Raw genomic sequence first — 26,998 nt, forward strand, 5'->3', positions numbered from 1 at the left:
GGGCTGGGCTATCATTTGCAGGCAACCGTGCAAGGCCCCTCTGAAAAGTCATCACGAGCGCATACAATCGGGCCTTTCTTCGTTAACCAGATAGGCCAATGCGTATATGGCGCTAGATCCACCCACGATGTTGACCATTTCGGTTGCCTTGGCTGCTGCCGCTGCCTTGTACCTGGCAATTGAATGGCGCAGTGTCCGCGAAACCTCTCTGCTGTTCTGGAGCGCCGGTTTCGCCACCATTACTGTCGGTTGCATCCTGGCTTTGCTGCGCGGGATCGGTTTGTTGTTCATCGGCATCTGGTTCGCCAATGGCTTGCTGGTGGTCGCGCACGGTTTTTTTCTGATGGGCGTGCTGCGATTTACCCAGGAGCGCTTGTCGCGTGCCTGGCTGATGATCGTGGTGGTCTGGTTCGCCTTGCTGCTGTTGCCTGTGGGGCCGCAGTGGTCGAAGGTGATGCTGATGGTCAACTCGTTGCTGGTGGCGGCGTTGACGCTCAAGGCCAGTTTCCTGTTGCGGCCGCATGGCAGATCGCTGAGTGTTGGCGCGGTGCAGTTGCGCTATGTGCTGCTGATTCATGGGGCATTCTATGTAGCCAAGGCGATCATTGCGATTACGCCGGGTACGTTGATTGACCTGGCCACCTTTGGCGGGCTGATCATTCAGGTTTCCCTGGTCGAGGGGGCGATGGCGATCATGCTGATTGCCTTGTCGATGACGGGAACCGTGCGTTACCGGCGTGAGGAACGGATTGCCCGGCTGGCGGCCCGTGATCCGCTGACCGCGCTGTACAACCGGCGAGCGCTGGAGGTGCGGGCTGGGCATTTCTTCAAGGACGTGAGCCCTGCGCAACCTGGGGCGTTACTGCTGATCGACATCGACAATTTCAAGCTGGTCAACGACCTGCACGGGCATATAGCCGGGGACCGCTTGCTGATTGCCTTGAGCGAGATGATTCGCACGGCGCTGCCCGAGCGCTCGCTGGCGGCGCGGTTGGGGGGCGATGAGTTTGTCATCTTGCTGAGTGGGGCGAGTAGTGAACGGGTCATGGAGCTGGGTGGGATGCTGCGTGAGCAGTTCCAGCAGTACGCCTGCAAGACCGTGCCAACGCCGCAGGCGGTTACCTTGAGCATCGGTGCCAACCTGTTCGACCAGCCACCGGCGAGCCTGGCGGCGTTGATCGAGCAGGGGGATGTGGCGCTGTACCAGTCCAAGCGTGGAGGGCGCGACAGCATTCGGTTTGTCGAGCGGCCCATGGCAGACATTAGCCACTAGTCTGTTTTTTGCTTTTGCTTTTGCTTTTGCTTTTGCTTTTGCTTTTGCTTTTGCTTTTTAGCGCGCGGTAGTTCAGGCGACGCAGGTTGCGACTTCGGGAGGCCGAGCGCAGGGCTTGCGGAGGGAGGTGACGGGCATGGATGCCCGTCAAGCGCTGGGCCCCAGGATGGGGCCTGCAGCGCGGTCCTCCCGGGAGCAAGCCCGGAGCGAGGGGACCCCGGAGCGCAGCGCAGGGGCCGGATGATGGGAGCGGACGGTTTTTGGTTCCTTTTTGCCACGACAAAAAGGGACCCGCCGTAAGGGCGGAAAGGTGACTTTGCGCCACCTGCGTGAATGAATGTTTACTTGGTGTGAAGGCCCACATCCAAGAAGCAAGAAGCAAGAAGCAAGAAGCAGAATTTGTCTGTTTTGACTCAGCGAACAGTCCGTTTGCGATGGCGACACTGACTCACCTTTTCGCCCTTACGGCGAGTCACTTTTTGTCAAACGCGACAAAAAGTAACCAAAAAACGCTGCGCTCCCATCATCCGGCCCCTACGCTGCGCTCCGGGGTCCCCTCACTCCGGCCTTGCTCCCGGGAGGACCGCGCTGCAGGCCCCATCCTGGGGCCCAGCGCTTGACGGGCATCCATGCCCGTCACCTCCCTCCGCAAGGCCTGCGCTCGGCCTCCTGAAGTCGCGAAGATCAAGATCAAGATCAAGATCAAGATCAAGATCAAGATCAAGATCAAAACATGTACGATGCGGCGGTTGTATTTACTTGTTGTTGATGCACTGCGACTGCGCGCTGTAGCGAATGGTCTGCAAGCGCCCCTGGCTGTCTTCGAAAGTCATCAGCTTCGGCGTTACGGTGCAGGTTCGTGGGTCACCGGACTGTCGCACGACACTGGCGATATCCAGTTTCATGCCGTAGCGATAGTCCTCAACCGTCGGCATCGGCTTGCCCGCCTTGGCCGCATACGCCAAAACCGCCTGCTGGTGTTCAGCCAGCAACTGCTCGGTACGGTCATCGGAAAAGGCCAGCGCCTGGCCAGTCAGCACTAGCAGCAATGCGCCGCCAGAAAGTAAGGCTTTCATCCTCGAACCTCTGTAGGTCAGTCATCTCGGCACTCAGGCTATCGATGGCCAACCCACAGGGGCATGACGGCAAACTTACATTTCAGAAAGGGACGCTCAGGTCGCCACCTGGTAGCACGGTACGTACGCCGCGCCGCCGGGCAATTTCATGCGGTGCTGGTCGACGAACGCCTGCAGCAGCCGGCCCAGTGGGTCCAGCACGGCACTGTCGCCGTGAATCTGATAGGGCCCGTGTTCCTCGATCAGGCGGATGCCTTTGTCCTTGACGTTGCCGGCGACGATGCCGGAAAACGCCCGACGCAGGTTGGCTGCCAGCTCATGGGGCGGTAGCGCGCGGCGTAGGTCCAGTTCGGCCATGGCTTGGTGGGTCGGATCGAACGGGCGCTGGAAGCTCTCCTCGATCTTCAGCAACCAGTTGAAGTGGAAGGCATCGTTGCGCTCGCGGCGGAACTGCTTCACCGCCTTGAGCCCTTCGACCATGTGCCGGGAGACTTCCGCCGGGTCGTCGATGATGATCTCGTACAGGCGGTGCGCTGCTTCACCCAGGGTGGCGCCGACGAAGGCGTGCAGCTGTTGCAGGTACGGCTCGGCACTGCGCGGGCCGGTGAGAACCACAGGGAAGGGCAGGCCTTGGTTGTCCGGGTGCATGAGGATGCCCAGCAGGTAGAGGAACTCCTCTGCCGTACCGGCACCGCCGGGGAAGATGATGATGCCATGGCCGACACGCACGAAGGCTTCCAGGCGCTTCTCGATGTCCGGCAGGATCACCAGTTCGTTTACGATCGGGTTGGGTGCCTCGGCGGCGATGATGCCTGGCTCGGTCAGGCCCAGGTAGCGGCTGCCGTGCATGCGTTGCTTGGCGTGGGCGATGGTGGCGCCTTTCATCGGCCCCTTCATCACGCCAGGGCCGCAGCCGGTGCACACATCCAGCTTGCGCAGGCCCAGCTCGTGGCCGACCTTCTTGGTGTACTGGTATTCCTCGGTGCTGATCGAGTGGCCGCCCCAGCACACCACCATCTTCGGCTCCACGCCCGGGCGCAGGGTGCGCGCGTTGCGCAGCAGGTGGAACACGTAATCGGTGATGCCCTGGGAGCTTTCCAGATCGATGCGCTGGCTGGCCAGTTCGCTTTCGGTGTAGACGATGTCGCGCAGGGCGCTGAACAGCATTTCGCGGGTGCTGGCGATCATTTCGCCATCGACGAAGGCATCGGCCGGCGCATTGAGCAGCTCCAGGCGCACGCCACGGTCTTGTTGGTGGATCCTGACCTCGAAGTCCTTGTAGGCCTCAAGGATGGTCTTGGCATTGTCGACATGGGCGCCGGTGTTGAGGATGGCCAGGGCGCACTGGCGGAACAGGGTGTAAAGGCTACCGGTACCGACTTCACTCAGTTGCTGCACTTCACGTTGTGACAGCGTTTCCAGGCTGCCTTTGGGGCTGACGGATGCATTGATGACATTGCGTTGAGGCATCTAAGTCTTTCCTGTGCGGGTAAAACATCCTTCTTTGACAACACCATACCGAGAAATGTGGACGGCAACGAGGGGGGCGTGGAAAAAGCTTGAAACCGAGTCGCCTGCAAAGCGGGCGACTCGGTCTTGAATCATCCCAACAGCTTCTGCACACCGAGGGTAATCGCCAAACCACCCCCGACCAGCCACAGGTTAAGAATCGCCCCGGTAGCCAGCGCCTTTGGCCCGGCCTGGCGGATCTGGCTGAAGCGCGTCTCCATCCCCAGCGCGGTCATGGCCATGGTCAAGGCAAAGGTGTCCAGGCTGTTGACCGTCTGGGTCACGCTGCCGGGCAGCACCTGCAGCGAATTCACCAGCACCAGGGCAAGGAAGCCGAAGGCGAACCAAGGCATGGCGATGCGGCCGTTACCCTGCGCCAGGCCGGCCTGGCGCGACCGGCTGATCCACAGGCCCACCACCAACAGCACCGGCACCAGCAGCATGACCCGGGTCATCTTGACGATGGTGGCGATGTGCGTGGCCTCGGGGCTGACGTTGCTGGCCGCGCCGACCACCTGCGCCACTTCGTGGATGGTGCCGCCCAGCAAAAGCCCGGCGCCCATGGTGTCAAGGTGCAGCCAGCCGGCGTTGATCGCCAGTGGGTAAAGGAACATCGACAAGGTACCGAACAGCACCACGCTACCGACCGCCATGGCGCTTTTATGCGGGGCGCTGCGCAGCGCCGATTCGAATGCCAGCACGGCGGCAGCGCCGCAGATGGCGCTGCCGGCGGCGGTCAGCAAGGCAGTATCGCGGTCCAGCTTGAATACTTTCATGCCGCACCACAGGCCGATCAGCAGGGTGCTGGACACCACCAGCACCGACACGATGAGCCCCGACCAGCCGACCTCGGCAATTTCCTGCAGGCTTACCCGCAGGCCGAAGAATGCCACGGCGATGCGCAACAGGCCGCGAGCGGAAAAGTTGATACCAGCCGCCCAGCTTGCCGGTACACCGTCTCGCAGCGCGTTGCCATACAGTGCACCGGCGACGATACCGACGATCAATGGGCTGATGCCCAGGTTGGCGATGGCGGGCAGGGCAGCCAGTTGAGTGACTGCAAGCGCGAACAGCGCGACGAACAGGATGCCATTGAGCCGCCCTCGGGTAGAGAGGGTAGGGGCAAAAGCAGGGTTGGACGGAACCGTGGCCATGTGAGTCCTCCGGAAAGTGTTTCGACAAGGCCTACGTTAATCTGGTTATAAGCTTATAAAAAATCGTAATTTAGGATGGCAAATATCCGAATAGCTGATATTTTTAATTCATGACCCCAGAACAGCTGATAACGTTCGCCACCGTTGCCGAGCACGGCAACATCAGCCATGCAGCCCAGGCCTTGCACTTGTCGCAGCCGGCGGTGTCCGGCCAGCTCAAGCTGTTGCAGGAGGCGTTTGGCGAGCCGCTGTATCAGCGTGCCGGCCGTGGTGTGCGGTTGACGGCAGCCGGCGAGCAGTTGCTGGCCCATGCCGAGCGCCTGCGCGAGACCTTCCGCCAGGCCCAGGCATTGCGCGAGGCCATGCGTGGCCTGGAGCGCGGTACCTTGCGTATCGGTGCCAGTACCACACCCGCCAGCTACCTGCTGCCTTACCTGATTGCCGACTTCCATGCCCGCCACCCGGAGGTGCTGGTGACGACATCGCACGGCAACACGGCGGAAATCGTCGCTGCGCTGGACAGTGTCGACATCGCCCTGATCGAAGGGCCGCCCGGGCAGGAGTTGCCCTTGGGCACGGCAGTGACGGCCTGGCGGGAGGACGAGATCGTTGCCATCGTGCCCAGTGGTCATCCGCTGGCTGGCAGTGACCAGCAGGCCTTGGCGTCGCTGGGTGCCTACCCGTTGGTGCTGCGCGAGAGCGGCTCGGGGGTGCGGCAGATCGTCGAGCGGGCATTTGCCCGTGATGGTGTAGCGATGCGCGTAGCGCTGGAGATTGCCGGGGTGGAAGGGGTGAAGGAGGCGGTGCGTGCGGGGATGGGCGTTGGTTTTGTGTCGGCGATGTCCATCCGCCATGAGGATGGGGCGCTGCACAGGTTGCAGGTGGCGCCCCAGGCACTGGTGCGGCGGTTTTCCATACTGGTGCCGCATGCGGCTACACCGTCGCGGGCGGCTTCGCGGTTCCTTGAATTGTGTGTTGATATGCAAGGGGCAGGAGCGGGTGAAGTCCATTCACCTTGAAGATGTTTCTGTAGCCGGTGGGAGACGTGCGGCCAGTTGCCGAAGTCTGCTACCTGATAGCGCCAGCACGAGGGTCGATATAACCAAGTAACCTGTCAAAAACGCCAGTGTTCAAAGCCCCCGTATCTATTTAAGGTGAAGGCATTCGATGCTTGAAATCTGGAGTAGTCTAGATGAGATGCAACCTTCGAAATGCTGGTATCCAGAATCGCCCGACTTATGGTCAATCCTATACACCTTACGGCTTTTCCGGTAAATCACAATATTCGCCCATTGTCGGATTCGCCGGCCAGTGGTTTGACACGATAAGTGGCTTGTGTCCGCTAGGAAATGGTCGGCGTCTGTACAGCCCTTCAATCTGCCGTTTTACCCGTCCTGATTTTTTAAGCCCGTTTGGTGGCGGGGGGATAAATGCGTATGCCTATTGCTCTGGTGATCCTATGAATTATGTCGATCCTTCTGGGTCTTCCAGGAATACGTCCAGGGGGCACGTGAACCCTCAAACGACCTTGGATATCAATATTTTGCAAAAGGAGGGTTTTCCATCAAGCTTGCACCCACAGCTTTTGCATTTCCGGAAAGTGGCGAAGGGAATACATCGAGGGCCGATGGAAAAGAATGTCGTAGTTGCACGGTTATATAAGCATGACGCTCCGCACTATGCGTACACTCGATGGGACCTAAAATACAATTTTGCAACCAATGAGTTTGCAGCGGATTTTGTGGCTGGTAGCCCCATTTTTCATTTGCCGGTTGGTCGCTATGAGGCGAAGCTGAATATTTTTGTCTTGGGCGTGGGACCTTTCAAACCTGCACGAGGGCTCGGAAATTCTAAATCTTACGAAGTCCGTAAAAGAGATCTTAAGGGTTTCTCTCTTCCTGCTGCTCAGCACGAGAGACCGCAGCTTGCAGGGGCAGCGTGGCCTGAAGTTGCTAAAGCAATGTGGGATGTGCGTTTCCAAAGGGAGATTGACCGGTTTGATGAGATGCTTGAGCGCTATGGACCACCAGAAGCGCCCCCTTCTCCACCCCCTAGGCGACGCTAACTCCAGAAATAAGCCTTCTCGCTTTCGTTAAGCAGGCACGGCATGCGTTGAGCCACGCCCAGGACACACATTCAATGCGCGCAGCGACTGGTATCGCCTTGCGCCGCTGGCGCCTTTCGCGCTGCCGCCAGAAGGGTAGCCAGCACGATCAACGCGGCACCCGCCGCCATACGCAGGCTCGGCTGGTCACCAAACAACCACCAGGCACCCATGATCGCGTAAACCGGCTCCAGCGCGATGATCATGCCCGCCGTGCGCGCTTCCAGCCCTTTCAGGCTCCTGACGAACAGGAATTGCGACAGGCCGGTGCAGAACACCCCCAGCAATGCCAGGTTGACCCAGTCGCTGCCGCCCAGGCTGGTGCTGCTCAGGTGAGTGAAGGCAAACGGCGCCACCAGTACGGCCACCACCACGTTTTGCCAGAAGGCGACCTGCATGGCATTCATGCTCGATGCATTGCGGCGGTTGGCTACGGTCAGCAAGGCGAACGCCAGGCCCGAGCCCAACCCCCAAAACAGGCCGAGGGTGCCTTTGTCGAGCAGGTCGAAGGTGGGTACTACCAGCACCAGGCCGGCCGTGACCATCAGCAACAGCACACCTTGTACCGCACCGATGCGTTGGCCGAACACGCCACGCTCGACCATGGCGATGAACGCCGGGAAGCTGGCGAAGCCCAGGGTGGCAACCGCTACGCCACCGACTTTCACGGCAATGAAGAAGGTCACCCAGTGGGTCGCCAGCAGGGCGCCGGTCAGGCCCAGCACTGGCAGGTTGCGCAGGGTCAGCGCATCGAGCAGGCGTGTCCCCTTGAGCCCGGCGACGAAGCCCAAGGCAATGAAGGCGAAGGTGGCGCGGCCGAAGGTGATGATGCTGGCATCGGCTTCTATCAGGTGACCGAGAATGCCGGTCAGGCCGAACAACACAGCGGCAATATGGGCAACGCACAGGGCGTTGCGGTGGCCGGTGGCAGCACCGGCTACGGGGATTGAAGTCGCGATCATGGCAGTCAAGTCTTCACAATGTGGCGCGCGCAAACACTCCCGGCTGGCGCGGCGCGGGTCTCTAATACTGGGAGTTTTATCGTTATGAGCCCGGACGAATTGCCCGGTGCAAAAAGGCGCCACAGCGTTGGAATTGTGAAGCGAGGCTGTTTTACTCGCGGTTACCACGTCGTCCAGCCCACGGCGCGGGGCTGGTCGATGTGTGTATTATTTTTGTATACAGGGTTTTGCAGCCGATTGCGGGCGACGTGTGCTTGTCTGATCGCGACATCGATGGTTGCCTTGCAGCGCCGTCCTACTCGTCGCCGTAGTTCATGATCGACAGCAGGCGAATCGGCACTTGCACCAGTTGCTCCGGGCCGTGCGGGGTTTCGCCGTCGAAGGTCAGGCTGTCGCCAGCGTGCATGTGGTAGAGCTGGTTGCCGTGGCGGTACACCAGTTCGCCCTCCAGCAAATGGAGGAACTCGGTGCCTGGGTGGGCGAAGGTCGGGAACTCTTCGCTGGCGTCGTCCATGCTCACCATGTAAGCCTCGAAGTGCTTCTTCGGCCCTCTGGCGTGATTGAGCAAATGGTAGGTGTGGCCCTTCTCGGTGCCACGGCGCACCACCTCCAGCCCTTCACCGGCTTTTACCAGCAGGGCATTGCCGTCGGGCTGATCATATTGGCTGAACAGCTTGGCCATCGGCATACCCAGCACGTCGCACAGGCGGCTTAGGGTGTCGAGGCTGGTGGATACCTGAGCATTCTCGATCTTGCTCAGCATGCCCTGGCTGATGCCGGCGATGCGCGCCACGTCGGCGAGCTTGAGGGACTGGGCCTGGCGCTGGCGCTTGATCTGCAGGCCCAGGTATTGCTCCAGGCGAAGGCGCGGTTGGGTTTCGGTCGACATCTAATGCCCTGCACGGTTTCAGTTCAAGAATAATATTTTCGCACTTGGAAAGTGCGAAATGCAGCGGCGTGGCCGCTTCTTTCCTCAGAGGAAAACGAGTTTCCCATAAATAGAGCATAAAAAGCTGCCTGGGTTTTGCCCAGCCTGTACTGGCGTCTTGGCGGGTACAGGCCTGGATAAAGAACGCTTTGGATAAGTTGGCAAGCTCGTTGCATTCCTGTGAGGAAAGTAATTTTCTCGTGCGGAATCATTGCCCCTTACCCAGGAGTGTTCAACCCATGTTGCCAGCAGAAACCCAGCGCACGCTCGACCAACACGGCATCAAGTACGTGCTGGCGCAGTTCGTCGATATTCATGGCTCGGCGAAGACCAAATCGGTGCCGGTCTCGGGCCTGAAGATGGTCGCCGAAGAGGGCGCCGGTTTTGCCGGCTTCGCCATCTGCGGCATGGGCATGGAGCCACACGGACCGGACTTCATGGCCCGCGGCGACCTGACGACCTTGATTCCGGTGCCATGGCAGCCGGGTTATGGCCGCGTGGTATGCGTGGGCCATGTAAACGGCCAGCCGTGGCCCTACGACAGCCGTCACGTGTTGCAACAGCAGGTGCAGCGCCTGGCCGAAAAGGGGTGGACGCTGAACACCGGCCTTGAGCCCGAGTTCAGCCTGTTTCGCCGCGACGAGGGTGGCAAGCTGCAACTGGTGGATGCCTCCGACAACCTCGACAAGCCGTGTTACGACTACAAGGGCCTGTCACGCTCGCGGCTGTTCCTCGAGCGCCTGACCGAGGCGTTGCAACCGGTGGGTTTCGACATCTACCAGATCGACCACGAAGACGCCAACGGCCAGTTCGAGATCAACTACACCTACAGTGACGCCATGGAGTCGGCCGACCGTTTCACCTTCTTCCGCATGGCCGCCGGCGAGATCGCCAACGACCTGGGGATGATCTGCTCGTTCATGCCCAAGCCCGACCCCAAGCGTGCCGGCAATGGCATGCACTTTCATCTGTCGCTGGCCAGCAGCACCAACAAGAACCTGTTCCACGACCCGTCCGACAGCAGCGGCATGGGCCTGTCGAAGCTGGCCTACCACTTTGCTGCAGGGCTGCTGGCCCACGGCCCGGCGTTGTGTGCCTTCGCGGCGCCGACGGTCAACTCCTACAAGCGTCTGGTGGTGGGGCGCTCGTTGTCGGGTTCGACGTGGGCCCCGGCCTTCGTAGCCTGGGGGGCCAACAACCGCTCGGCGATGGTGCGCATTCCTTATGGTCGCCTGGAATTCCGCTTGCCGGACGCCGGTTGCAACCCGTACCTGGTCACCGCCGCAATCATTGCCGCCGGCCTCGATGGCATCGACCGCCAGTTGGAGCCAGGCGAGATGTGCAATGAAAACCTCTACAACCTGAGCCTTGAAGACATTGCCGCGCGCGGCATCAAAACCCTGCCGCAATCGCTGAAGGAAGCCGTTGACGCACTTCAAGCCGACCCGCTGTTCCGCGAGGTGCTGGGCGCCGAGATCGTCGACGAGTTCATCAAGCTCAAGCGCATGGAGTGGGTGGAGTACTGCCGGCACGTTTCCGACTGGGAAATCCAGCGCTACACCGAATTCTTCTGACCGCCCCCAATCCCTTGGGCGGCCAGCAGCAAAGCGGTCGCCCACTGCCTAGTAAGGAGCATCACCATGTGTGGAATCGTAGGTCTGTACCTGAAAAAGCCCGAGCTGCACGCCCAGCTTGGCAAGCTCTTCGAGCCCATGCTCGAAGCCATGACCGACCGTGGCCCGGACAGCGCCGGCTTTGCCATCTATGGCGACGAGGTGGCCGATGGCTGGGTCAAGTTGACCCTGCAGGCCGCTGACATCGACTACCCCTGGGCAACCCTGATGGGCCAGTTGGAAGGCCGCCTGGGCTGCTCGCTGAACGGGTTCCAGAACGCCAGCGCTGCTGTGCTCAAAGTGCACACCGATGAAGCCACCGCCCGTGCCGCGTTGGCCGAGCTGGCGCCCGACGTGCGCATCATGAGCGCCGGGCAGAGCATCGAAATTCTCAAGGGCATGGGGTTGCCGGCAGAAATTTCCAGCCGCTTCGGCCTGGCCGCGATGAAGGGCAGCCACATCATCGGCCATACCCGCATGGCCACCGAAAGCGCCGTGACCATGGAAGGCAGCCACCCATTCTCTACCGGTGCCGACCTGTGCCTGGTGCACAACGGTTCGTTGTCCAACCACTTTCGCCTGCGCCAGAAACTCAAGCGCGAAGGCATCAGCTTCGAGACCGACAACGACACCGAAGTGGCCGCCGGCTACCTGACCTGGCGCCTGCAACAGGGGGACAGCCTGGCCCAGGCCCTGGATGGCGCGCTGGAAGACCTGGACGGCTTCTTCACGTTCGCCATCGGCACCCGCAACGGCTTTGCCGTGATCCGCGACCCGATTGCCTGCAAGCCTGCGGTGCTGGCCGAGACCGACGATTACGTGGCCATGGCTTCGGAATACCAGGCGCTGGCCAGCTTGCCTGGCATCGAGCACGCAAAGGTCTGGGAGCCGGCGCCGGCCACTTTGTACGTCTGGGAGCGCGAAAGCGCCTGACTTGCCATCGAACCCCTGGAGAACCTCATGAAAACGATCGACCTTTCCAACACTGCGGTGCGCGTGCTCAACCAGTCCCTGCATGGCGAGGTGCAAGACCAGGAATGGCGGGTTACCCACCCGGACGGCAAACACAACCTGGCCGTGGGCATCAACGCTGCCGTGGCCGTGGATATCGAAGGCCACGCTGGCTACTACTGCGCCGGCATGAACCAGCAGGCCAGCGTCACCGTGCATGGCAATGTCGGTGTGGGGGTGGCCGAGAACATGATGTCTGGCTCGGTGCGGGTCAAAGGTAGTGCTTCCCAGGCCGCCGGTGCTACCGCCCATGGTGGGTTGCTGGTGATCGAGGGTGACGCCGGTGCCCGTTGCGGCATTTCCATGAAGGGCGTGGACATCGTGGTGGGCGGCAGCATCGGCCACATGAGCTGCTTCATGGGCCAGGCCGGGCGCCTGGTGGTCTGCGGCGATGCCGGCGATGCACTGGGCGATTCGCTGTACGAGGTACGTATCTACGTCAAGGGCGCGGTGCAGTCGCTGGGCTCGGACTGCATTGAAAAAGAGATGCGCGCCGAACACCTGCAAGAGCTGCAGGAACTGCTGAACAAGGCCGGCCTGGACCATAAGGCTGCCGATTTCAAACGCTACGGCTCGGCCCGCCAGCTGTACAACTTCAAAGTCGACAACGCCAGCGCATATTGATCCAGGAGCATTCCAATGAGCGAGCAATTTCCCCCGGTACTGCGTGAGTCGGCCACTTTCGATCGCCTGACCATCCAGGAAATCCAGCGTGCTGCCGAAACCGGCATCTACGACATCCGCGGCGGTGGTACCAAGCGCCGCGTGCCCCACTTCGACGACCTGCTGCTGCTGGGGGCCAGCGTGTCGCGCTACCCGCTGGAAGGCTACCGCGAGAAGTGCGGCACTGATGTGGTGCTGGGCAACCGCTTTGCGAAAAAACCGATTCACCTGAAAATCCCAGTGACCATCGCCGGCATGAGTTTCGGCGCGCTGTCGGCCAACGCCAAGGAAGCGCTGGGCCGTGGTGCGACCATCGCCGGCACCAGCACCACCACCGGCGACGGTGGCATGACCCCGGAAGAGCGCGGCCAGTCGCAGCACCTGGTGTATCAGTACCTGCCATCGCGCTACGGCATGAACCCCGACGACCTGCGCAAGGCCGACGCCATCGAGATCGTCCTCGGCCAGGGCGCCAAGCCGGGCGGTGGCGGCATGCTGCTGGGCATGAAGGTGACCGAGCGTGTGGCTGGCATGCGCACCTTGCCGATCGGTGTCGACCAGCGCAGTGCCTGCCGCCATCCGGACTGGACCGGCCCGGACGACCTGGCGATCAAGATTGCCGAGATCCGCGAGATCACCGACTGGGAAAAGCCGATCTACGTGAAGATCGGCGCCAGCCGCCCGTACTACGACGTCAAGCTGGCGGTTAAGGCGGGTGCTGATGTGATCGTGCTCGATGGCATGCAGGGCGGTACCGCAGCGACTCAGGAAGTGTTCATCGAGCATGTCGGCATCCCGATTCTGCCGGCCATCCCGCAGGCGGTGCAGGCGCTGCAGGAAATGGGCATGCACCGCAAGGTACAGCTGATTGTCTCGGGGGCATTCGCAACGGTGCCGACGTGGCCAAGGCCATGGCTTTGGGGGCCGATGCGGTGGCTATTGGCACGGCGGCATTGATCGCCTTGGGTGACAACCATCCGCGTCTGGACAGTGAGCTGAAGAAGATTGGCTCGGCCGCCGGCTTCTATGACGACTGGCAGAACGGCCGCGACCCGGCCGGCATCACCACCCAGGACCCCGAGCTGGCCAAGCGCCTGAACCCGGAAGAGGCGGGGCGCCGGCTGGCGAACTACCTGCGGGTGCTGGTGCTGGAGGCGCAGACCATGGCGCGGGCGTGTGGCAAGTCGCACCTGCACAACCTAGACCCGGAGGACCTGGTGGCGTTGACCGTGGAGGCTGCGGCGATGGCGCGGGTGCCGTTGGCGGGGACTGCCTGGGTGCCAGGGCAGGCGCAGTATTGAGTTGAGCATCGGGGGCCGCTTTGCGGCCCATTCGCGACACAAGGCCGCTCCTACACGGTCCCTTGTAGGAGCGGCCTTGTGTCGCGATGGGCTGCACAGCAGCCCCAAAGCCACCCACCATTCCCACAGGAGTGACGTCATGAAGCACCTCACCCTCGCTGTAATGTTGTTAGCCCTGGCCACCCAGGCCACTGCCGCCGAAACCACCCTGGACACCGGCAACACCGCCTGGATGATCTGCGCCGCGATGTTCGTGCTGATGATGTGCATCCCCGGCCTGGCGATGTTTTACGGCGGCATGGTGCGGGCCAAGAACTTTCTTTCGGTGTTCACCCAGCTGTTCGCCGTGGCCGGCGTTATCGGCATTATCTGGGTGCTGTTCGGCTACAGTCTGGTGGTCGATACCACCGGCATGGTCGAGGGCCAGCTCACCTTCAACAGTTTCATCGGCGGGTTGGACAAGGCGCTGATGCTGGATATCGGCCATGACAGCCTGGTCGGCACCATCCCCGAAGGTGTGTTTGCGGTGTTTCAGCTGACGTTCGCCATCATCACCCCAGCGCTGATTGCCGGTGGTTTTGCAGAGCGCATGAAGTTCACTGCCTCGTTGCTGTTCATGGCGGCGTGGTTCGTGCTGGTGTATGCACCTATTGCCCATATGGTATGGGGCGGGCCGGGGGCACTGATGGTCAACTGGGGGGTGCTGGACTTCGCCGGCGGCACTGCGGTGCACATCAATTCCGGCGTGGCGGCCTTGGCGGCGGCGTTGATGCTGGGCAAGCGCAAGGGCTACCCGCAGGTGGCCATGCCGCCGCATAACCTGGGTTTTACTCTGGTGGGCGCGGGGTTGTTGTGGGTGGGCTGGTTCGGCTTCAACGTTGGGTCGGGGCTTGCCGCGAACCAGAGGGCAGGGGTGGTGATGCTGGCGACCATGGTGGCGGCCTGCGCGGGGATTGTCGGTTGGTTGCTGACCGAGAAGGTGATGCATGGTCGACCGACTGCCTTGGGTGCTGCGTCGGGGGCACTGGCGGGGCTGGTGGGTATTACACCGGCCTGCGCATTCGTCGGGCCGCTGGGGGCACTGGTGATCGGTGTGTTGACCGGGGCCATCTGCTTCTTTGCCGTGACCCGGCTCAAGCAGGCGCTAGGGTATGACGACAGCCTTGATGTGTTCGGGCTGCATGGTGTGGGTGGGATGGTCGGGGCGATTCTGACCGGTGTGTTTGCCGCGCCGGCACTGGGTGGCTATGTGGAAGGCGCATCGCCCATTGGGCAAGCACTGGTGCAGTTGAAGGGTGTGGCGTTCACCTTCGTTTACTGCTTCGTAGTGAGCTGGGTAATTCTCGCGGCCATCAAGCTGACCATCGGGTTGCGGGCCAGCCGAGAGGAAGAAGAGCAAGGGCTGGACCTGGCGGAGCACAATGAGCGCGCTTATAACCTTTGACAACACGTTGTGCCTGCCGGCCTCTTCGTGGTTTTACCCGCGAAGGGGCCGGTGCAGTTTGAATCAGTGCCCCATGGCCAACTTGGCACTCATCTGCCGGCGACGGTAGGCACTGTCACGGCTGGCCAGCCACCAGTACAGCGGTGAAGTAATCGCCAGCCCTACCAGCCACGACAGGTCAGCCCCGTTGATGTGCTCGGAAATCGGCCCGACATACAGCGGTGTGTTCATGAACGGGATCTGCACCACGATACCCACTGTATAGGCGATCAGCGCCTGTGGGTTGTAACGGCCGTAGATACCGCCATCGACCTGGAAGATCGACTGGATGTCGTAGTCGCCCTTGTGAATGGCATAAAAGTCGATCAGGTTGATCGCCGTCCACGGCACCAGCACCACCAGCAGCACCAGCACCATGTCGACGAAGTGGCCGATGAAGTCCGCCGAAGCGAACACCGCTACCACGCTGCAGGCTGCCAGCACGATCAACGACAGCACGGCGCGGCTCTTGGCGGTAGGGATCCAACGGTAGGCGAAGGTCTGGATCAGGGTGATGATCGACAGCACCGCACCATACAGGTTGAGGGCATTGTGGCTGATGACGCTGAGCAGAAACAGCACCAGCATGATCGGGCCGAGGGTGCCAGTGGCCAGTTTGACCGCGTCCATGGTGTCCATGCCGGCCGGGATCGCCAGCACGGCCACGGCGCCGAAAATGAACGACAGGCTCGAACCCAGGGCTGAGCCCAGGTAGGTGGTCCAGAACGTCGAGCTGACTTTCACATCTGCCGGCAGGTAGCGTGAATAGTCCGACACATAGGGCGCAAAGGCGATTTGCCACAGCGCCGCCAGCGACACGGTGGCCAGCCAGCCAGCCAGGTTGAAGCCGCCGCGGGTGAGGAAGTCGTCGCTTTGTACATGGGTGAAGATGTAGCCGAAGCCGACCACGATGCCGATGCCCAGCACCCAGGTGCCGATGCGGTTGAGCACGTGAATGAAGCGGTAGCCGATGATGCCGATGACGCCCGAGCCCAATGCACCGATGACGATGCCGACCGGTACCGGTACGGCGTCGACCACGCCATGCAGTGACTTGCCGGCAAGCACGATGTTGGACGCGAAGAAGCCGATGTACATGACGCCGGCGATCACTACCACCAGCAGCGCACCGAGGGTGCCGAACTGGGCGCGGCTCTGGATCATCTGCGGGATGCCCATTTGCGGGCCCTGGGCCGAGTGCAGCGCCATCAGCACACCGCCGACCAGGTGGCCGACCAGGATGGCGACGATGCCCCATACCAGGTTCAGGTGGAACAACTGCACGCCCAGCGCGCCGGTGACGATGGGTAGCGGCGCGATGTTGCCGCCGAACCACAGTGTGAACAGATCCCTTACCTTTCCATGGCGGTCTTGCGGGGGCACATAGCCGATCGTGTGTTTTTCTATCAGGGGTGCCGAATTGGCTGCACTGGTCATGACTGACTCCAAGGCAAGGTAGGGCATCGGGAGCTGCCCGGGGGCGTGCCGGCGATGGGCGACGCGTTCTTGTTGGAGCGATGATGCGGGGCGCGGGGATAACGAGAAATTAGTAAATATGTACCCATAAACCTTAAAAAACCTAAGGCTGACAAAAGCTTAAGCGGGGGACGGTAGCAAGGAGGGTGCCAGCAGGCGGGAAGGCTTGGGATAGAGGGGGTGAGCCCTTTGCCCGTAGCAAGTGGTGGGCTTTGCTGGTGCACCATGCCCATTTTCAGGGCAGCTGAATGGTTGCCAGTAATGGCCCTTTCGCGGGGTTGTCCGCGAAAGGGCCAGCACAGGAGCAAACGGCTACATCGGCAACAACCGGTCTTGGATCACCTCTTTCATCACCAAGGTCGAACTCAGGCGCTTCACATTGGGAATGCTGGTCAGTTTCTCGTCATACAGCTTCTGAAACGCCGGCAGGTCCTTGGCCACCACATGCAGCAAATAATCCGGGTCGCCGAACAGCCGCTGCGCCTCGACGATCTGCGGGATCTCCGCCAGTGCCGCTTCAAAGTCCGCCACCGGTTGGCGGGTTACCTCGCGCAGGGTAACGAACACCAACGCGGCAAAGTTCAGCCCCAGGGCGCTCGGCGCCAAGCGGGCGTGATAGCCCAGAATCGCTCCGGACTCTTCCAGCGCCTTCAAGCGCCGATGGCAGGGCGACAGGCTGAGCCCTACGCGGTCGGCCAGCTCGGTTACCGACAGCCGCCCATCCTTTTGCAGTTCGGCAAGGATTTTTCGATCTGTTCGGTCCATGGGGGAGAATCTTCCAGTAAATAAATGAAGAGGGGAATATACGAAAGAAAATCCCCGGGCGGAATCCGTAATCTTTCGACATCCAACGCAGTAGATAAGGAAGATTCAAGTGGCTATCAGTGTGCTGACGGCGTTTTGGGCCGTGTCGATGCTGTTCGTGATAACCCCGGGTGCAGACTGGGCCTACGCCATCTCGGCGGGCATGCGCGGGCGCTGGGTGATGCCGGCGGTGGTGGGGATGTTGTCGGGGCATTTTCTGGCCACGCTGGTGGTGGCGGCCGGGGTCGGCAGCCTGCTGGCAGGCCACCCCTTGGCGCTGACCTTGCTGACCCTGGCGGGTTGCAGCTACCTGCTATGGCTGGGCGGCAACCTGTTGCTGAGCCCGGCATTGCCGGCGGCCGGGCAGGGCGGTGCGGGGGAGTCGGGTTCGCGCTGGGCGTTCAAGGGGTTTTGCGTCAGTGGCCTGAACCCGAAAGTGTTCCTGCTGTTCCTGGCCTTGTTGCCGCAGTTCACCGACCCGCAGTCGAGCTGGCCGGTGCCGTTGCAGATCTTGTTGCTGGGGCTGGTGCACCTGTGCAGTTCACTGGTGATCTATTCGCTGGTGGGTTACGGCGCCAAGGCGGTACTGAGCACACGGCCAGGGGCGGCGAAACTGGTCGGGCGGGTGTCGGGGGTGGCAATGATTGCAGTAGCCTTGGGACTGATTGCAGGGCAAATCAACTGAACTCACCTGTATGCGATGGCTTCGGATAAACTCGCTGCAGCCCAATGCACAACCAGGATGTGCCCCATGCCCGATATCACCCAACTGCTCACCTTCGCCCTGATCTGCCTTGGCATGGTCCTTACCCCAGGGCCGAACATGATCTACCTGATCTCCCGCTCGATCTGTCAGGGCCGCAAGGCCGGGTTGATTTCCCTCGGCGGTGTGGCCCTGGGCTTCGTTATCTATATGTTCTGCGCCGCGTTGGGCATCACTGCCCTGGTGATGGCCGTACCCTTTGCCTACGATGCGTTGCGCATCGGTGGTGCGCTGTACCTGTTGTACCTGGCCTGGCAGGCGCTGCGCCCCGGTGGTCGTTCGCCGTTCCAGGTGCGTGACCTGCCTGCCGACAGCCCGAGGCGGTTGTTCACCATGGGCTTTGCCACCAGCCTGCTGAACCCGAAGATCGCCGTCATGTACCTGTCGCTGATGCCGCAGTTCATCGAACCGGGGCACGGCAGTGTGCTGTTGCAATCGCTGGTACTGGGTTCGACGCAGATCGCCATCAGCGTCACGGTCAATGCCATGATCGCGATCATGGCCGGATCCATCGCCGTGTTCCTTGCCGGTCGCCCATTGTGGCAGCAGGTTCAGCGCTGGTTGATGGGTACGGTACTGGCTGGCCTTGCCGTGCGCATGCTGGCGGAAGGGCGCCGCTGATCGCCCATCACAAGCGTGGGTTCAGTTGCCCAGCACTTTCCCGAGCAGGCGGCACACCTGTTCTGCCGAATAGGGCTTGGCCAGGAAGGTGAACCCCTGGTGCCCGCCTTCGGCAATCGCCTCGCTGTAACCCGACGTGAGGATCACCGGCAACCGTGGGTGCAGGCGGCGCAGCTCACGGGCCAGCGCCAGGCCGCCCATGCCGGGCATGACCACATCGGAAAACACCGCATCAAAGTCACCTGCCGGTCCCTCCAGCTGCGTCAGGGCCTCTTCCGCCGAGCGCGCATAGCTGATCCGATAGCCGTGGTCTTCTAGGATTTGAGCGGTGAAGTTGCCAAGATCAGGGTTGTCCTCCACCACCAGTATTCGCCGTCGTTCGCCCTGCGCCTGCGCCTGGCTGCTGCTTGGGGCATCCGCCGGCAAGGCTGCGGGCGGTGTCTCCTGTGGCAGGTACAGGGTAAAGGTGGTGCCCTGGCCCTGAACGCTGTGCACCTGCACGTCACCGCCAGACTGCTTGGCAAACCCGAACACCTGCGACAACCCCAGCCCAGTGCCTTCACCCGGCGCCTTGGTGGTGAAGAACGGGTCGAAAATGCGCTCCAGCAGCTCGCTGGCAATACCGACACCACTGTCGCTCACCGAGATGGCCGCAAACGGGCCAGGCTGTGGCGCCTGGCCGCGCAGGGCAGGCAGGCTCTGGTCGGCCTGCAGACGCAGCAGCAACGTACCTTCGCCGGCCATGGCGTCGCGTCCGTTGAGCATCAGGTTGATCACCGCCGTTTCCAGCTGGCTGAGGTCGGCGCGGATATGGCAGGGCGCCTGCGGCAGCTTCAGTGCGACCTGGATGCGTGCGCCGGTGGCGGTGTCGAGCATTTCGGCCATGGCTTCCAACCGAGGGCCGGCCTCGAACACTTGCGGGCTGAGGGCCTGGCGGCGGGCAAAGGCAAGCAGTTGGCCGGTCAGCTTGGCGCCGCGGTCCACGGTGTCGGACATGGTCTTGATGTAGCGTTCGCGGCGTTTCTCGTCCAGGTCGGGGCGCTGCAGAAAGTGCAGCGAGGACCGGATGATGGTCAGCAGGTTGTTGAAGTCATGGGCGACACCACCTGTCAGCTGGCCGATGGCTTCCAGCTTTTGTGCCTGGCGCAGTACGGCTTCGGTGTGCAGCAACTGGGTAGTACGTTCTTCGACGCGGTGCTCCAGGGTGGCGTTGAGCGCCTCCAGCGCTGCCATGGCCTCGCGCACTTCGGCATTGGCCTGCACCCGCTGGATATGCGCCCAGCAACGTTCGGTCACTTCGCCGATCAGCGCTTGCTCGTAGTCGGTCCATACCCTTGGCACGCGGTCATGAATGGCCATCAGCGCCGTCAACCTGCCACCCTTGATCAGCGGTATGCAGATAGTGGCCGTAATGCCGATGGCCTGAAAGGTTGCCGCCTCGTCAGCCGCCAGCTCGCGGAGGTTGTCGTTGATCACCAACGCCAGGCCGCTGCGCAGCCGGCTGACCGCCATGTGGCCGAAGTCATGCAGGTGGTACTGGCCCACCAGGCGTGGTGAACCGGGTGCCACCGCGTCGCCGCAGATAGTGAAGCCATCCTGGTCCGGCTCCATCACCGCATAGGCACAGCTGGACAGGCCAAGGTGCTCGACCAGCATGCGGGTGGTGATGGCCATGATCTGGTCCGGGTCGTTGGCCTCGGTCACGGCGCGCCCAAGGTTGTCGAGAAAATTCAGGCGCTGGTTGGTGACCACGCTGGCGGTGGTTTCGGTGACCGTGTCGAGCATGCCCAGCACCTTGCCGTCATGGCCGCGTATCGGGCTGTAGCAGAAGGTGAAATAGGCACGCTCGGGGCAGCCGTTACGCACGATCGCCAACGGGAAGTCTTCGATGTACACCGCTTCACCGGCCAATGCACGGTCGGCCATGCTGCTGATGTCGGCCCAAGCTTCTTGCCAGACCTCGCGGAAGGGGACGCCCAGGGCCAAGGGTTTCTGCCCGAGGATTGGCAAGAAGGCGTCGTTGTGCAGGGTAAGCAGGTCGGGGCCCCACAACACGGCCTGTGGGAAGCGCGAGGCCAGGCACAGCGCCACGGTGGTCTTGAGTGCATCCGGCCAGGCCTCGAGCGGGCCGAGGCTGGTACGTGTCCAGTCGTGGTTGCGGATGCGTTCGGCCATCAAGCCGCCGCCGTCTAACCATTTCGCCATGGCCTGATGCCGATCCTTTAGCTTGAGAAGCTAAAAGATGCACTGAGATGGCGTGATTTGCGAGTGTTTTGTAGCGGTCAGCCAGGCGAGTGGTGAGCTGTTAGCGAAAACCCGCCACGATCCCTTTGCGCTCTTCGAGCAAACGGTGGTTATCGGCGGTGTCCTTGTCCCCCAACCGGATACCGTCCACCTCGCGCTGCGGGTCTGACCAGTAAGGTAGCCGGACCGTATCCAGTCTGAAGGCGGTCATGACGGTATACAATTTTGGTCCGTCCGCTGGCTCATGAGCGTAGCCATGGCCATAGGCAAACGGACCGCTTGCGTTATCATGTGCCCCCCTAAAAGGTGGCCGATTTCATGGGCAAAGGTGAATCTCCCGACCCCGATGCAGCGCACGTTTACTACGGTGAATGCAGTCTCGGCGCTGGCGCCGATCTCACCGGCAAATCCACAGCTCGTGTTGGCGTTGTCACGTAGCAAAACCACCACGTCGGCCTTCAAGGTGTCTCTCATATCATGGACTTCGTCCATGTAACCGTCATCGATCTTCATGAGCCTGTCCAAATCCCAGTTCGGACTGAATGACTGCTCGTAGTCCAGTGGGAACACGTCTGCAAGTTCCAGCGAAAGATCGATTCCGCTTTCGACGAAGGTCTGGTTCGACTCCTCGATGGCCAGATGAGCCATTGCTCTTAAGTCTTCGCTGGCTTCGTCAGCCTGACGCGAAGCGACAACCAGTACCCGAATAGTGGCATGGCCCGGCTGGTAAGGCGCTATTGCGACATGTTGGCGGGGGCCGAGCATTGCCCCACTTGGTATTGACGGATCGTGGTCGGGAGGCAGCTTCGCTGCGTCGATCTTGCTCAGTACCGTTGCATCCCCACTGGGAAGGAGGCTGTAAGCCTGGCCATCGCGGCGGATGATTCCGCTAACTCGGTTGCTGGAGCGGATCAGAATGATGCTGTTCAGGGCGGCCTTGAGCGAACCGTTTGCTGCAGGGGCGGCACTCTCAGCGATGAGAGTGCCATGCCAGGCAATCGTGCCGTCTGGCAGCGTATGGACTGCTATCCGGTCTGCCAGGAGACGCCCCTCGCCGGGAATTACAAGGCTCAGGCGCTGGGTGTCCGTATCAATGCTCTGTGGATTGATGCGCACCTGCCACTGTTCGGGGATCCACGCCGCCCTGGTAGCCTGCACTGGCGGGTTGATGGTCGAACAGGCAGCTAGCGTTGTCGTTAGCAGCAGGCACAGGAGGCGATTCCAGATCTTCATGGGCACACTCCGAGTGGAGTGCATACGCTAGCAACCCGTTGCGGAACTGGAACCTGGCAGTTTTACTAGGTGGTTCGCCGGTTTCAGCGAATGAAGTGCACCTTGCCGGTGTCGTCATTGCCCATGTATATGCCATACACCCCGGCTTGGCGTTCAAGGATATAGCGCTCGAGAATCTGCCGGATCGCCGGGTAGTAGATTTGATCCCAGGGGATTTCATCCGGTTCGAAGAACTTGTAAGCCAGGGTCTCCGGCCCGTACTGCCCGGTCTCTTCGGTGACGCTGGCGCGGAAGATGATGTACACCTCGCTGATTTTCGGCACGCTGAAGATCGAATAGGGTGAGACGATGTCCGCACGAACGCCGGTTTCTTCCCACACTTCGCGCAATGCCGCCTGCTCGGTGGTTTCCCCAGCCTCCATGAACCCGGCGGGTAAAGTCCAGGTGCCCGGCCGCGGCGGGATGGCGCGTTGACACAGCAGGTACTTGCCATCGCGCTCGATGATGCAGCCGGCGATGATCTTCGGGTTGATGTAATGGATGTAGCCGCAGCCGGTGCAGTGCAGGCGTTCATGGGTGTCGCCTGTGGGAACGCCCCGGGCCAGTTCCGTGGTGCAGTGCGGGCAGTAGCGCGGGGCGTTGGGCATGATCAGCGGCCTATGCGGGGTTCCTTCAGGGCCAGGGGCTCGACAATGTCGCGCACCTTGGCGTTGTCATCCTGCTTCTGGCGCAGGTAGTCCAGGGCCACCTTGGCGGCGGCGCGGACGTGGTCGACCGAGGCCTGGTGGGCCACCAGTGGGTCGCCCCCCTTGATCGCCTCGACGATCTTTTCCATTTCGCGGTTGCTGGCACCACGGCGGTTTTCCTGCGACACCGAGGTGGCGCGCAGGTAGCTGATGCGGGCCTGCAACTGGCGCAGCTGCTGCGCCGCCACCTGGTTGCCGGAGCCTTCCAGCAGCACATCGTAAAAGCCTTGTACCGAATCCAGCACCTGTTGCAGCTCGCCTTCTTCCAGTGCTTCGCGGTTGACCTCCAGCGCGCGCTCCAGAGCACGGATGTCCTTGGCCTTGGCGTTGAGGGTGAACAGCTGCACGATCAGGCCTTCGAGCACACAGCGCAGCTCGTAGATGTCGCGGGCGTCTTCCAGGGTAATGATGGCCACGCGCGGGCCTTTGGCGTCGGCGAATTCCACCAGGCCTTCGGACTCCAGGTGGCGCAGGGCTTCACGCACCGAAGTACGGCTGACGCCCAAGCGGTCGCAGAGGTCGCGCTCGACCAGGCGGTCGCCTGGCAGCAGGTGAAAGTTCATGATCGCGGCGCGCAGCTTGTCGAGCACGATTTCGCGCAGGGTAACGGGGTTGCGGTTGACCTTGAAGCTGTCGTCGAGTGGCTGGCGTTTCATCAGGTGCGCTCTTTATGAGGCTGTTGCGCCAACATCGCGGAACGCCCCGAACCGAGGCTTTCCATGCAGTGGTTCGAACAGCCCGTTGTTAACGGGTTGACTCCGCATCGGCTTCGGCAAACGCTTCACGGGCCAGGCGGAAACTGTCCACCGCCGCGGGTACGCCGCAATAAATGCCGACCTGGAGCAGGATCTCGCGAATCTGTTCACGGCTCAGGCCATTGCGCAATGCGCCGCGAATGTGCAGCTTGAGCTCGTGGGGCCGGTTGAGCGCGGAAATCATGGCCAAGTTTATCATGCTGCGCTCTTTGAGCGAGAGGCCTTCGCGGCCCCAGACGTGGCCCCAGCAGTATTCGGTGACCAGCTGCTGCAACGGCTGGGTGAACGCGTCGGCGTTCTGGATCGAGCGGTTGACGTAGTCCTCGCCCAGCACCTGGGTGCGGATCTTCAGGCCTCTTTCGTACGTTTCATTGCTCATGTGCAGTACTCCGGAATAAAACAGGGGCCGCAACCGAGGGTGAGACGATAGCGCGGCCCCTAAAACAGGGGATCGTTGTTGGCGTACGTCAACCCAAGGGCGGCAGGGCGCCGAGTTTGCCTTTGTGGTAAACCATCGGCGTTACCGGCTGCTCGGGCAGCACCAGGTTCTTCACCGCCCCGACGATGATCGCGTGGTCACCGCCGTCATACTCGCGCCACAGTTCGCACTCGATGATCGCCGTGGCCTTGGCCAGCAGCGGGTTGCCAAGCTCGCTCAGGTGCCACTCGACACCCTTGGCCTTGTCCTTGCCCTTGCCGGCGAAAGCATAGGCTTCGGCGGTTTGCTCGGCGGACAGCAGGTGTATCGCGAACTGCTTGCTGTCACGCAAAACCGGGTAGGTGTCGGAGGCATAGTTAGGGCAGAACAGCACCAGTGCCGGGTCGATCGACAGCGCGCTGAAGGCGCTGGCGGTGATGCCGACGATGGCGCCGTCGGCGTCCAGGGTGGTGACTACCGTGACGCCGGACGGGAAGGAGCCCATCACGTCTTTGTAGATGCCGGGTTCGATCATCTCGTGCTACCTCCTAACGCATCACAAACGGGTCGGGCATCGGTGCGGTGGACAGGTTGATCCACACGGTCTTCAGCTCGGTATAGGCCAGCACCGAATCGATGCCGCTCTCGCGGCCGTAGCCGCTGTTTTTGAAGCCACCGATCGGCGCCATGGCCGACACGGCGCGGTAGGTGTTGACCCAGATGATCCCCGAGCGCACGTCACGGGCCAGGCGGTGGGCACGGCCCAGGTCGCGGGTCCAGATGCCGGCAGCCAGGCCGAACTGGGAGTCGTTGGCGATGGCCAGGGCTTCTTCCTCGGTCTTGAAGCGGATCACCGCGGCGACCGGGCCGAAGACTTCCTCCTGCATGATGGTCATCGAGTTGCTGTCGCACTCGAACAGGGTCGGTTCGTAGAACCAGCCGTCACCTTCAACCTCGGCACGCTTGCCGCCCAGGTGCAGCTTGGCGCCCTCGGCCTTGGCCGCAGCCACCAGGCCTTCGACCACGGCCAGTTGCTGTGCGGTGGCCATTGGGCCCATTTCGCTGGCGTCGTCCTGCGGGTTGCCGATGCGGATACGCTTGGCGCGGGCAATCAGGCGCTCGACGAATTCGTCGAAGATTTCGTCCTGCACCAGCAGGCGCGAACCGGCCACGCAGCTTTGCCCGGAGGCTGCATAGATGCCGGCCACGGCACCGTTGATGGCACTGTCCAGGTCGGCGTCGGCGAAGATGATGTTCGGCGACTTGCCGCCCAGCTCCAGCGACAGCTTGGCGAAGTTCTCGGCACTGCTGTGCACCACGTGGCGGGCGGTGGCAGCGCCGCCGGTGAAGGCGATCTTGCGCACCAGCGGGTGGCGGGTGAGCGCTGCGCCGGTGCTTGGGCCGTAACCGGTGACCACATTGACCACGCCGGCCGGGAAGCCGGCTTCGAGGGCCAGGCGGGCCAGCTCAAGGATGGTCGCCGAGGCGTGCTCGGACGGTTTGAGCACGATGGTGTTGCCGGCGGCCAGGGCCGGGGCCAGCTTGATCGCGGTGAGGTACAGCGGGCTGTTCCAGGGGATGATCCCGGCCACCACGCCGATAGGCTCGTGCACGGTGTAGGCGAACAGGTCGGGCTTGTCCAGCGGCAAGGTGCCGCCTTCGAGTTTGTCGGCCAGGCCTGCGGTGTAGTGGAAGAACTCTGGCAGGTAGCCAACCTGGCCGCGGGTTTCGCGGATCAGCTTGCCGTTGTCACGGCTTTCCAGCTGGGCCAGGTGTTCCTTGTTCTCGGCAATCAGGTCGCCCAGGCGACGCAGCAGCTTGCCGCGTGCGGTGGCGGTGATGCTGCGCCACTCTTTGCTGTCGAAGGCACGCTGGGCGGCCTGTACGGCCAGCTCCACATCGGCTTCGTCGGCGTCGGGCAGTTGCGCCCAGGCCTGGGCGGTGGCCGGGTTGAGGCTGTCGAAGGTCTTGCCGCTCTGGGCATCGCGCCATTGGCCGTCGATGCACATCTGGAAACGAACGAGGGTCATGCAACAATCCCCTTGGCGGATTCGGTGAGGGTGCGGGCTTGCGCAAGGAAGTCCAGCAGCATCTTGTTGACTTCACGGGGTGCTTCCACCGGCATCATATGCCGTTGCTCGGCGAGGACCACACTGTGTGCGCCTGGAATGCTGGCGGCGAGCTGGCGGGTCATGGCCGGGGTGGAGCCAGCGTCGAGTTCGCCGGTGGCGATCAGCGTCGGCACCTGGATGCTGCCCAGGTCATTGGCGCGATACATGTCCTGGGTGGCGAACAGCGAATAAGTGGTGTGGTAGCCCTGCGGGTCGTTACTCGCCAGTACCTGGCGAATGGCGGCGACCTGCGCCGGGTTGGCTGCCTTGTATTCACGGCTGAACCAGCGGTCCAGGGCTGCATCGACGTTGGCATCGGGGCCCAGCTCCGCCGCCTGGGCCGCGCGGGCAATCACGCCAGCGCTTTGCTCCGGGGTGCGGTTGAACACGCTGTTGAGCACCACCAGGGCAGTCAGGCGCTGCGGGTGGTTAAGGGCAAATGCTCGGGCAACCAGGCCGCCCATGGAGAAGCCGATCACGGTGGCCTGGGCAATTTGCAGGTGGTCAAGCAGTTCGGCGAGCTGGTCGGCATAGCCTTCCAGCGGTGTGTCGGCGGCCGGTACGCGGCTTTGACCGTGGCCGAGCATGTCGTAGGCGATGACGCGGTAGTCGTTGGCCAAGCCAACGAACTGACCGCCCCACATTTCCTTGTTCAGGCCCACGCCGTGGATCAGAACCACGGGTTGGCCCTGGCCGACGGCCAGGTAGCTGGTGCCGGCAGGTGTGCGTTCAGCGACAGGCTGAATCATG

25 protein-coding genes and 1 pseudogene are annotated in these 26,998 nt (G+C 62.1%); 10 read left to right on the forward strand and 16 right to left on the reverse strand.

Going from position 1 to position 26,998, the window contains the following annotated elements; genetic code table 11:
* Nucleotides 1-127 precede the first annotated feature (127 nt).
* On the forward strand, nucleotides 128-1,273 hold the full coding sequence (locus AB5975_21235; protein ID XDR19058.1) for a GGDEF domain-containing protein: 1,146 nt from the start codon (nucleotides 128-130) through the stop codon (nucleotides 1,271-1,273).
* Between the two features lie 755 nt (nucleotides 1,274-2,028).
* On the opposite strand, the gene AB5975_21240 is transcribed toward AB5975_21235, so the two are convergent.
* From AB5975_21240 to AB5975_21250, 3 genes are all read right to left on the reverse strand, one after another.
* On the reverse strand, nucleotides 2,029-2,349 hold the full coding sequence (locus AB5975_21240; protein XDR19059.1) for a DUF2790 domain-containing protein: 321 nt from the start codon (nucleotides 2,347-2,349) through the stop codon (nucleotides 2,029-2,031).
* A 96-nt stretch (nucleotides 2,350-2,445) separates the two neighbouring features.
* Nucleotides 2,446-3,819 carry a nucleotide 5'-monophosphate nucleosidase PpnN gene (gene ppnN / locus AB5975_21245; GenBank protein XDR19060.1) on the reverse strand — a complete coding sequence of 458 codons (1,374 nt, stop codon included), beginning with the start codon at nucleotides 3,817-3,819 and terminating at the stop codon, nucleotides 2,446-2,448.
* Nucleotides 3,820-3,950: 131 nt separating this feature from the next.
* A complete protein-coding gene (locus AB5975_21250; GenBank protein ID XDR19061.1) occupies nucleotides 3,951-5,012 on the reverse strand; it encodes a YeiH family protein in 1,062 nt (353 codons plus the stop codon).
* Between the two features lie 110 nt (nucleotides 5,013-5,122).
* Between AB5975_21250 and AB5975_21255 the strand changes: the two genes are divergently transcribed.
* Both AB5975_21255 and AB5975_21260 read left to right on the forward strand, forming a co-directional pair.
* Nucleotides 5,123-6,031, forward strand: coding sequence for a LysR family transcriptional regulator (locus AB5975_21255; protein ID XDR19062.1), 909 nt, complete (start codon nucleotides 5,123-5,125; stop codon nucleotides 6,029-6,031).
* A 173-nt stretch (nucleotides 6,032-6,204) separates the two neighbouring features.
* Nucleotides 6,205-7,077 carry an RHS repeat-associated core domain-containing protein gene (locus AB5975_21260; GenBank protein XDR19063.1) on the forward strand — a complete coding sequence of 291 codons (873 nt, stop codon included), beginning with the start codon at nucleotides 6,205-6,207 and terminating at the stop codon, nucleotides 7,075-7,077.
* 71 nt (nucleotides 7,078-7,148) lie between these two features.
* Here AB5975_21260 and AB5975_21265 read toward each other — a convergent pair whose 3' ends face one another.
* Together AB5975_21265 and AB5975_21270 are read right to left on the reverse strand one after the other, a co-directional pair.
* Nucleotides 7,149-8,078 (reverse strand): DMT family transporter, encoded by a 930-nt coding sequence (locus tag AB5975_21265; protein ID XDR19064.1) that lies wholly within the window; start codon nucleotides 8,076-8,078, stop codon nucleotides 7,149-7,151.
* 295 nt (nucleotides 8,079-8,373) lie between these two features.
* Nucleotides 8,374-8,967: a helix-turn-helix domain-containing protein gene (locus tag AB5975_21270; GenBank protein ID XDR19065.1), complete on the reverse strand. Its 594-nt coding sequence runs from the start codon at nucleotides 8,965-8,967 to the stop codon at nucleotides 8,374-8,376.
* Between the two features lie 278 nt (nucleotides 8,968-9,245).
* On the opposite strand from AB5975_21270, the gene glnT reads away from it, so the two are divergent.
* From glnT to AB5975_21295, 5 genes and pseudogenes are all read left to right on the forward strand, one after another.
* Nucleotides 9,246-10,580 (forward strand): type III glutamate--ammonia ligase, encoded by a 1,335-nt coding sequence (gene glnT / locus AB5975_21275; GenBank protein XDR19066.1) that lies wholly within the window; start codon nucleotides 9,246-9,248, stop codon nucleotides 10,578-10,580.
* 66 nt (nucleotides 10,581-10,646) lie between these two features.
* Entirely contained in the window at nucleotides 10,647-11,552 is a 906-nt protein-coding gene (locus AB5975_21280; GenBank protein XDR19067.1) for a glutamine amidotransferase family protein, read from the forward strand.
* Nucleotides 11,553-11,579: 27 nt separating this feature from the next.
* A complete protein-coding gene (locus AB5975_21285) occupies nucleotides 11,580-12,254 on the forward strand; it encodes a protein glxC (protein ID XDR19068.1) in 675 nt (224 codons plus the stop codon).
* 15 nt (nucleotides 12,255-12,269) lie between these two features.
* Nucleotides 12,270-13,594, forward strand: a pseudogene (locus AB5975_21290) (FMN-binding glutamate synthase family protein).
* Nucleotides 13,595-13,733: 139 nt separating this feature from the next.
* Nucleotides 13,734-15,038, forward strand: a complete 1,305-nt coding sequence (locus tag AB5975_21295) for an ammonium transporter (GenBank protein ID XDR19069.1) — start codon at nucleotides 13,734-13,736, stop codon at nucleotides 15,036-15,038.
* Between the two features lie 63 nt (nucleotides 15,039-15,101).
* Here AB5975_21295 and AB5975_21300 read toward each other — a convergent pair whose 3' ends face one another.
* A complete protein-coding gene (locus tag AB5975_21300; protein ID XDR19070.1) occupies nucleotides 15,102-16,514 on the reverse strand; it encodes a cytosine permease in 1,413 nt (470 codons plus the stop codon).
* A gap of 351 nt (nucleotides 16,515-16,865) precedes the next feature.
* On the reverse strand, nucleotides 16,866-17,318 hold the full coding sequence (locus AB5975_21305; GenBank protein ID XDR19071.1) for an Lrp/AsnC family transcriptional regulator: 453 nt from the start codon (nucleotides 17,316-17,318) through the stop codon (nucleotides 16,866-16,868).
* Nucleotides 17,319-17,427: 109 nt separating this feature from the next.
* Here AB5975_21305 and AB5975_21310 point away from each other — a divergent pair, with 109 nt between their 5' ends.
* Together AB5975_21310 and AB5975_21315 are read left to right on the forward strand one after the other, a co-directional pair.
* Nucleotides 17,428-18,042 carry a LysE family translocator gene (locus AB5975_21310; GenBank protein ID XDR19072.1) on the forward strand — a complete coding sequence of 205 codons (615 nt, stop codon included), beginning with the start codon at nucleotides 17,428-17,430 and terminating at the stop codon, nucleotides 18,040-18,042.
* Between the two features lie 66 nt (nucleotides 18,043-18,108).
* Entirely contained in the window at nucleotides 18,109-18,741 is a 633-nt protein-coding gene (locus tag AB5975_21315) for a LysE family translocator (protein ID XDR19073.1), read from the forward strand.
* A 21-nt stretch (nucleotides 18,742-18,762) separates the two neighbouring features.
* Here the strand turns inward: AB5975_21315 and AB5975_21320 are convergent, their stop codons facing one another.
* From AB5975_21320 to AB5975_21360, 9 genes are all read right to left on the reverse strand, one after another.
* A complete protein-coding gene (locus AB5975_21320; GenBank protein XDR19074.1) occupies nucleotides 18,763-20,946 on the reverse strand; it encodes an ATP-binding protein in 2,184 nt (727 codons plus the stop codon).
* 100 nt (nucleotides 20,947-21,046) lie between these two features.
* On the reverse strand, nucleotides 21,047-21,196 hold the full coding sequence (locus tag AB5975_21325; GenBank protein XDR19075.1) for a hypothetical protein: 150 nt from the start codon (nucleotides 21,194-21,196) through the stop codon (nucleotides 21,047-21,049).
* On the reverse strand, nucleotides 21,193-22,218 hold the full coding sequence (locus AB5975_21330) for a zinc-dependent metalloprotease family protein (protein ID XDR19076.1): 1,026 nt from the start codon (nucleotides 22,216-22,218) through the stop codon (nucleotides 21,193-21,195). The genes AB5975_21325 and AB5975_21330 overlap by 4 nt, the downstream gene beginning before the upstream one ends.
* 83 nt (nucleotides 22,219-22,301) lie before the next feature.
* Complete coding sequence (locus tag AB5975_21335; protein XDR19077.1) at nucleotides 22,302-22,865, reverse strand: NUDIX hydrolase; 564 nt, start codon at nucleotides 22,863-22,865, stop codon at nucleotides 22,302-22,304.
* A gap of 2 nt (nucleotides 22,866-22,867) precedes the next feature.
* Complete coding sequence (locus AB5975_21340; protein ID XDR19078.1) at nucleotides 22,868-23,620, reverse strand: GntR family transcriptional regulator; 753 nt, start codon at nucleotides 23,618-23,620, stop codon at nucleotides 22,868-22,870.
* Between the two features lie 88 nt (nucleotides 23,621-23,708).
* Nucleotides 23,709-24,098, reverse strand: a complete 390-nt coding sequence (locus tag AB5975_21345; GenBank protein XDR19079.1) for a carboxymuconolactone decarboxylase family protein — start codon at nucleotides 24,096-24,098, stop codon at nucleotides 23,709-23,711.
* 88 nt (nucleotides 24,099-24,186) lie between these two features.
* Nucleotides 24,187-24,672 (reverse strand): flavin reductase family protein, encoded by a 486-nt coding sequence (locus tag AB5975_21350; GenBank protein XDR19080.1) that lies wholly within the window; start codon nucleotides 24,670-24,672, stop codon nucleotides 24,187-24,189.
* A 13-nt stretch (nucleotides 24,673-24,685) separates the two neighbouring features.
* Entirely contained in the window at nucleotides 24,686-26,167 is a 1,482-nt protein-coding gene (locus tag AB5975_21355; GenBank protein XDR19081.1) for an aldehyde dehydrogenase, read from the reverse strand.
* Complete coding sequence (locus tag AB5975_21360) at nucleotides 26,164-26,997, reverse strand: alpha/beta fold hydrolase (GenBank protein XDR19082.1); 834 nt, start codon at nucleotides 26,995-26,997, stop codon at nucleotides 26,164-26,166. The genes AB5975_21355 and AB5975_21360 overlap by 4 nt, the downstream gene beginning before the upstream one ends.
* Nucleotide 26,998 lies beyond the last annotated feature (1 nt).

Origin of the sequence: Pseudomonas putida (genome assembly GCA_041071465.1) — a bacterium.
Classification (GTDB): Bacteria; Pseudomonadota; Gammaproteobacteria; order Pseudomonadales; family Pseudomonadaceae; genus Aquipseudomonas; species Aquipseudomonas putida_P.